We start from the raw sequence: 6,749 nt of genomic DNA, 5'->3' as shown, positions 1-6,749 counted from the left end.
GCCACCGCCGGGCCGATCACGCCGGCCGCGGGAATCGTTGTTTTTGTCGCTGTCGCGGGGCATGAATAATCTCGCTGGACGTTCAATTGGGGTGCAAGGGCAGCCGGGCGTACGCGCCCTGTTGGCAGCGCATTTGACGCAAAACCGGCATCCACTTTTGCTGAAGGCGAAGCTACTAGCAGGTTTCTTCCGATGATACGAGGCATGTCAGCCCCTTCTTTCATGGATTTGGCGCTGAAAACGGCCGAAAACGCCGGAAAAGCCGGCGAAGTTCCGATCGGATGCGTGATTGTCCGGGGTTACGAGATCATCGCCACCGCCAGCAATCGCACCCTCACCGACCGCGACCCGACCGCCCACGCGGAAGTCCTGGCGATCCGGCAGGCCGCCGAGGCCATTGGCACCGAGCGGCTGGTCGATTGCGACCTCTACGTGACGCTGGAGCCCTGCACCATGTGCGCCGGCGCGATCTCCTTGGCCCGCATCCGCCGGCTGTATTACGGCGCCGCCGACCCCAAGGGCGGCGCGGTCGAGTCGGGCGTACGGTTCTTCGCGCAGCCGACCTGCCACCACGTCCCGGAGGTCTATGGTGCAGTCGGCGAGACCGAGTCCGCGCGCCTCCTGCGCGAGTTCTTCAGGGAGCGGCGTTGACGCATCCGTAGCGCGGACGACCCCGTAGCCTGGATGAAGCGCAGCGCAATCCGGGGCGATGTCTCCGCGGAGACCCTCCCGGATTTCGCTTCGCTCCATCCGGGCTACGTCACCGCGCAGCAAATCTATCACCGTCATCCTGAGGCGCGAGCGGAGCGAGCCTCGAAGGATCGACGGCCACCGGCCGGGCCGATTCATCCTTCGAGGCTCGCCGAAGAGGCTCGCGCCTCAGGATGACGGTGCGAGAGCGGAGTCACCCCGCCAGGAAAAACTCCCGCAACAGCTTCGCCGTCGCGTCCGGAGCCTCCTCGGGCAGGAAATGCCCCGACGCCACCGGCGCGCCGCTGACATTGGTTGCCCAATTCTTCCAGGTGTCGAGCGGCGTCGTTGCCGCGCTGGCAACGCCGGCATCGCCCCACAACGCCAGCATCGGGATCGTGATCTTGTTGCCGGCGTCGACGTCGGCCTTGTCGATCTCGTAATCGGCATAGGCGCCGGCGCGGTAGTCCTCGCACATCGCATGGATGCGGGCGGGATCGCGGAACGGCGCAAGGTAATGCGCGAGCGCGCGCGGATCGATCGCCTCCAGCGTCTTGGTCCTGGTCTGGCTCGCCATCTTCTCCTTGAGGAAGAATTCGCCATTGTTGGAGATCAGCGTCTCCGGCAGCGGATAGGGCTGCGCCAGGAACGCCCAGTGGTAGATCTTCAGCGCCGAGAGGCGATTGAGCTTCTGCCAGTAATCATAGGTCGGCGCGATATCGAGCACCGCAAGCTTCGACAGCCGGCCGGGATGATCGAGCGCGAGCCGGTATGAGACCCGGCCGCCGCGGTCATGGCCGGCGAGTGCGAAATGCACATGGCCGAGCTGCCCCATCGCCTCGACCATGGTCTTGGCCCAGACCCGCTTGGTGTAGGGCGTATGGTCCTTGTCGCTGTCCGGCATGTCGGACCAGCCGTAGCCCGGCAGGTCGGCGATGATCAGCGTGAACTTGTCGTCAAGCTTCGGCGCCACCGTGTGCCACATCACGTGGGTCGAGGAGAAGCCGTGCAGCAACAGCAGCGGCGGGCCCTTGCCGCCGACACGGGCGAAGATGCGGCCCTGCGAGGTGTTGATCCATTTCGACTCATAGCCGGGAAAAAGATCAGCGAGATCAGGCATCGGTGGCTCCTCCCGGTCGCGTGCGCCGTGCTTCAAACTTTGTTCGGCGTTGCCGCTGGCTCAGGCGAGGTTTATGCCATCCTCAAGCCCAACCAACAACAACACGAAACGAGGAAGTGCCATGTCGATCGATTTCGAGATTCCGGCCGAAGCCAAGGCGATCCGCGAGAAGGTCCGCAAATTCGTGCACGACGAGTGCATCCCGGCGGAAAAGGAACTCGACACCAAGCCGCTTGCCGAGGTGCTTGGACCGCTGCGGAAGAAGGCCCGGGCGCAGGGTCTGTGGTGCCCCTTCGTGCCGAAGGAGTATGGCGGTATGGGCCTCGGCCCGCTCGCGAATGCGCTGGTGCAGATGGAGCTCGGCGAGAGCATGCTCGGCGCGCTCTCGATGAACACGCAGGGGCCCGACGATGCCTCGATGATGACGATCCTGGCGCACGGCACCGAGTACCAGAAGGAGAAATTCCTTAAACCGCTGTTGAACGGCGAGAAGCGGATCTGCTTCTCGATGACGGAGAAGGCCGCCGGCGCCGACGCGACCGGCATGCAGACCACCGCCGTCAAGGACGGCAACGAGAACTACATCCTCAACGGCGAGAAATGGTTCTCCTCCTCGGCGAGCGTCGCCGACCTCGCGCTTGTCATGGCGAAGACCGATCCGAACGCGCCGCGCCACAAGCAGTATTCGACCTTCATCGTCGAGCTGCCCAACCCCGGCTACCGCATCAAGCGCAACGTCGCCAACATGGCGATCGAGGGCCCGCATGATGACGTGATCCATGGCGGCCACTCCGAGATCGAGATCAAGGATCTGAAGGTGCCCGCCGACAATCTGCTCGGCGGCGAGGGCAATGGCTTCAACATGGGCCAGCACCGCCTCGCCTATGGCCGGCTGCGCCACGGCATGCACAACGTCGCCAAGGCGCAGCGTGCGCTCGACATGGCGGCCGCCCACGTCACCAAGCGCTCGACCTTCGGCCAGCTGCTGGCCGACCGCCAGGCGGTGCAGTTCATGCTCGCCGATTGCGCGAGCGAACTCTATATCGGCCGGCTGATGCTGCTGCACATCGCCTACAAGGCGGAGAAGGGCCTCGACATCCGCCAGGAAAATTCGATCGCCAAGATTTTCCACGCCCACATGGTGCACAAGGTGATCGACACTGCGATCCAGCTTCACGGCGCGCTCGGCTTCAGCCAGGATACGCCGCTGGCGAAATGGTACACCCAGGTGCGCTCGCAGCGGCTGGTCGACGGTCCCGACGAGGTGCACAAATGGAAGATCGGCAAGAACGTCATCAAGGCGTTCCGCGAGCACGGCACCACCGCGAGCGCGGCGGGTGGGGATTTGCTGTAAGCGTCATTGCGCGCGGAGCGAGGTAATCCACGTCTCCACACCGGGATAGATGGATCGCTTCGTCGCTCCAGCGCAAAATTGCTTTGCAATTTTGTCGCGAGCTCCTCGCAATGACGTGGCGAGTTAGCCCTTTTCCGCCTCCACCGCCTGCCAGGCGATGTCGCGGCGGCAGAATCCCTCCGGCCATTTGATGCGATCGACGGCCTGATAGGCGCGGTCGCGCGCCTCGGTGACCGTCTTGCCCATCGCGCAGACGTTCAGCACCCGACCTCCGTTGGCAAGGATTGCGCCATCCTTGTCCACCGTGCCGGCGTGGAAGATCTCGACGCCGTCGACCTTGGCGGCGTCATCCAGGCCCTCGATGCGCGTGCCCTTGATGTAGTCGCCGGGATAGCCCTTGGCCGCCATCACCACCGTCAGCGCCGGGTCCGGGTACCAGCGCAGATCGAAGTTCCTCAATTGCCCGTCGATTGAGGCGAGCAGCGCCGGTACGATGTCGGACATCATCCGCAGCATCAGCACCTGGCACTCGGGATCGCCCAAGCGGACGTTGTATTCGAACAGCTTTGGCCCCTGCGCGGTCAGCATCACGCCGGCATAGAGCACGCCCTTGAACGGCGTGCCGCGGCTCTTCATTCCGGCGACCGTCGGCAGGATGATCCGCGCCATGATCTGGTCGTGCACCTCAGGCGTCACGAACGGCGTCGGCGAATAGGCGCCCATGCCGCCGGTGTTCGGTCCCTTGTCGTGATCGAACACGCGCTTGTGGTCCTGCGCGGATGCCAGCGGAATCGCGGTCTCGCCATCGCACAGCGCGAAGAAGCTGATCTCGCGGCCCGACAAAAATTCCTCGATCACGACCTCGGCGCCGGCCGAGCCGAATGCGCCTTCGAACATCATCGCAACAGCGGCTTCCGCCTCGAGCAAGGTCTGCGCCACCACGACACCCTTGCCGGCGGCGAGCCCGTCGGCTTTGACCACGATCGGCGCGCCCTGGCCGCGGACATAGGCGACCGCGTCCTTCGCATTGTCGAAGCGGCGATAGGCGCCGGTCGGAATGTTGAACTCGCTGCAGAGGTCTTTGGTGAAGCCCTTGGAGCCCTCGAGCTGCGCGGCCTGCTTGCTCGGTCCGAACGCCTTGATGCCGACGGCGGCGAGGTCATCGACGATGCCAGCGGCGAGCGGCGTCTCCGGACCGACCACCACCAGATCGACGGTATTGCGCCGGCAGAATTCGATCACTGCGGCATGGTCGGCGACATCGAGCGCAATGCATTCGGCCTCGCGCGCGATCCCGGCATTGCCCGGCGCGCACCAGAGTTTCGTCACCAGCGGAGATGCGGCGATCTTCCACGCCAGCGCATGTTCGCGGCCGCCGGAACCGAGCAGGAGGATGTTCATCAGACACAGGCCCAAAAGGGTGCAAGAGCTGTGTCGGTCGCACGAATCCCCGCCGGCCTGCAAGAGGCGACGGGGCCGATTCCCCGTCATTCCGGCTCACGGCTGCTTGCCGGCGATGATCTCCTGCAAGGTCGCGACATGGCGGGCGAAGGCGCCACGGCCGGCCGCGGTCGCGGTCACGGTAGTCTGCGGCTTCTTGCCGACGAAGGCCTTGTCGACCGAGACGTAGCCGGCCCTGGCCAGCGTCTCGATATGGGCGCCGAGATTGCCGTCGGTGGCACCAGTGAGCTTCTTCAGCCGGGCGAATTCGAGCCCGATTGAGACCGGCAGCGCATTGAGCGCCGCCATGATCCGCAGCCGCAGCGGCTGGTGAATGATCTCGTCGAGTTCCGCCATCGATCAGATCCGGCGCATCCAGAGGCCGCCGAGCACCAGCGCGCCGCCATGCACCACTGCCATCCACAGCAGCAGTGCCGGGCCGGCGTAGAAATAACCGATCACGATCAGGGCGCTGCTGCCGAGCGCGATCACGATGAAAGCATAGCCGAACCACAGGCCGGCGAGCGCGTAGAACAGCATCGTGAATACCGGCCAGAACACCAGCATCTGGCGCGGTCCGAAATGGCCCAACACCGCCGAGCAGAAGATTCCGAATGCGATGAACAGCAGGAACGCCATCAGCAACCGGATCGCGAAGGCGCCTGTCCCCCGACCGACACCGCTGAACGCGGCAATCCCGATGGAGCCTGCGATCCCGACGAGGTCGATGACCAGCCAGATCGCATAGCCCTGAGGCGACCATGTGTAGTTGGCGATGTAGCCCACGAACACCAATACGCCCCACATGATGATGATGAGGCTGGCGATCTGATAGATTTGCGATTGGCGGACGCGCTGCACGACGTCGTTGATGTCGTCCAGCGCCGCGCTGGCCTGCTGGCTGTCGATCATGACGGCACCCCACTCTGCTCGGCGAGTTTGGCGGACAACGGCGGCGCCTCCGCCGGCGGACGATATTTCCCGATCAGGACATAGGCGATCGTCATGGTCACGATCGACAGCACCAACGCCACCAGCCCGACCTGCCCGCGCGTCGTCAGCGGCAGCACACGCACCACGATTTCCGTTGCCGCCGCCGACATCAGCGACACGTAGGACCACGAGATGAAATAGTAGTGCTTCAGCCGCCAGTTCGCCGGGCGCGGGCTGCGCAGCGGAACAATCGCCGCCACGATGCAGGCGAAGTTCACGATCGCGCCGACGTGGAACAGGTTGAGCGCCGGTGAACCGATAGACCAGCATCGCGGTCCCGTCGGCGACCAGCATCGCATAGACGAAGAAATAGCCGCGCGCGCGGTGGCCTGCGCCGCGCTTCGGACGCAGGAACTGGATCAGCCCGACACCGATGCACAGCATCGCCACGACGGCATGGACCGCACCTGCCGCGGAATGGACGAAACTTGCTAACGTCAACTGCGGGATCATCGGTCAGCCCCTCCGACAAGGTCACCATCACCCTCGATCCAGATAACTCTGTACCACAGAGTAAGTGGACAAACAAGCCCGCGCATTGGCGATGGTGGGCAAAAGTCCCTACGTTGCGCTGAAGCTCACAAACAGCCGAATCATCTGCAAATGACTGCTGCCGCGCCTAATCTCGTAAACGCGCCTGAATTCACCGTCTCGGAACTCTCCTCCGCCCTGAAGCGGACGGTGGAGGACCGCTTCGGCCATGTCCGCGTCCGCGGCGAGATCTCCGGCTTCCGCGGCCCGCACTCGTCCGGCCACTGCTATTTCGCCCTGAAGGACGAGAGCGCCAAGATCGAAGCGGTGATCTGGAAGTTCGCCCACGCAAGGATGCGCTTCAAGCCGCAGGAAGGCCTCGAGGTCATCGCCACCGGCAAGCTGACCACCTATCCGAACTCCTCGAAGTACCAGATCGTCATCGACTCGCTGGAGCCGGCCGGCGTCGGCGCGCTGATGGCGCTGATGGAGGAGCGCAAGAAGAAGCTCGCGGCCGAGGGCCTGTTCGACGAGGCCCGCAAGCAGCTGTTGCCCTGGCTGCCCGAGGTGATCGGCGTCGTCACCTCGCCGACCGGCGCCGTGATCCGCGACATCCTGCATCGCCTCGAGGACCGCTTCCCCCGCCGCGTGCTGGTCTGGCCGGTCAAGGTGCAGGGCGAC

General features: G+C 64.5%; 10 protein-coding genes. 4 read left to right on the top strand and 6 right to left on the bottom strand.

The window, feature by feature from the left end:
• Positions 1 to 206 (bottom strand): hypothetical protein (locus H8B02_RS43820; protein WP_229171989.1); only part of this gene is annotated, 206 nt, incomplete at its 3' end.
• Here H8B02_RS43820 and H8B02_RS43815 point away from each other — a divergent pair.
• Positions 193 to 651, top strand: coding sequence for a nucleoside deaminase (locus H8B02_RS43815; protein ID WP_173638554.1), 459 nt, complete (start codon positions 193 to 195; stop codon positions 649 to 651). The two genes, H8B02_RS43820 and H8B02_RS43815, sit on opposite strands and share 14 nt — an antisense overlap.
• Positions 652 to 904: 253 nt before the next feature.
• Here the strand turns inward: H8B02_RS43815 and H8B02_RS43810 are convergent, their stop codons facing one another.
• Positions 905 to 1,810: an alpha/beta fold hydrolase gene (locus H8B02_RS43810; protein WP_229171988.1), complete on the bottom strand. Its 906-nt coding sequence runs from the start codon at positions 1,808 to 1,810 to the stop codon at positions 905 to 907.
• A gap of 121 nt (positions 1,811 to 1,931) precedes the next feature.
• On the opposite strand from H8B02_RS43810, the gene H8B02_RS43805 reads away from it, so the two are divergent.
• A complete protein-coding gene (locus tag H8B02_RS43805) occupies positions 1,932 to 3,164 on the top strand; it encodes an acyl-CoA dehydrogenase family protein (protein ID WP_038388024.1) in 1,233 nt (410 codons plus the stop codon).
• 123 nt (positions 3,165 to 3,287) lie between these two features.
• Here H8B02_RS43805 and purD read toward each other — a convergent pair whose 3' ends face one another.
• From purD to H8B02_RS43785, 4 genes are all read right to left on the bottom strand, one after another.
• Positions 3,288 to 4,565 carry a phosphoribosylamine--glycine ligase gene (gene purD / locus H8B02_RS43800; RefSeq protein ID WP_229171987.1) on the bottom strand — a complete coding sequence of 426 codons (1,278 nt, stop codon included), beginning with the start codon at positions 4,563 to 4,565 and terminating at the stop codon, positions 3,288 to 3,290.
• Between the two features lie 96 nt (positions 4,566 to 4,661).
• Positions 4,662 to 4,961, bottom strand: a complete 300-nt coding sequence (locus H8B02_RS43795) for a winged helix-turn-helix domain-containing protein (protein ID WP_229171986.1) — start codon at positions 4,959 to 4,961, stop codon at positions 4,662 to 4,664.
• A gap of 3 nt (positions 4,962 to 4,964) precedes the next feature.
• A complete protein-coding gene (locus H8B02_RS43790; protein WP_229171985.1) occupies positions 4,965 to 5,516 on the bottom strand; it encodes a V-type ATP synthase subunit I domain-containing protein in 552 nt (183 codons plus the stop codon).
• Positions 5,513 to 5,815, bottom strand: a complete 303-nt coding sequence (locus H8B02_RS43785; protein WP_229171984.1) for a hypothetical protein — start codon at positions 5,813 to 5,815, stop codon at positions 5,513 to 5,515. Before H8B02_RS43785 ends, H8B02_RS43790 begins: the two co-directional genes overlap by 4 nt.
• Here H8B02_RS43785 and H8B02_RS43780 point away from each other — a divergent pair.
• Positions 5,799 to 6,032, top strand: a complete 234-nt coding sequence (locus H8B02_RS43780) for a hypothetical protein (RefSeq protein ID WP_229171983.1) — start codon at positions 5,799 to 5,801, stop codon at positions 6,030 to 6,032. The genes H8B02_RS43785 and H8B02_RS43780 overlap by 17 nt on opposite strands.
• Positions 6,033 to 6,200: 168 nt before the next feature.
• A partial coding sequence (gene xseA, locus H8B02_RS43775; RefSeq protein ID WP_229171982.1) for an exodeoxyribonuclease VII large subunit occupies positions 6,201 to 6,749 on the top strand: 549 nt, incomplete at its 3' end.

Origin of the sequence: Bradyrhizobium altum (assembly GCF_020889705.1) — a bacterium.
In the GTDB taxonomy this organism is placed as follows: Bacteria; Pseudomonadota; Alphaproteobacteria; order Rhizobiales; family Xanthobacteraceae; genus Bradyrhizobium; species Bradyrhizobium altum.
Note: the sequence above shows the minus strand (reverse complement) of the source record. Positions and strands in the feature narration are given on the sequence as shown.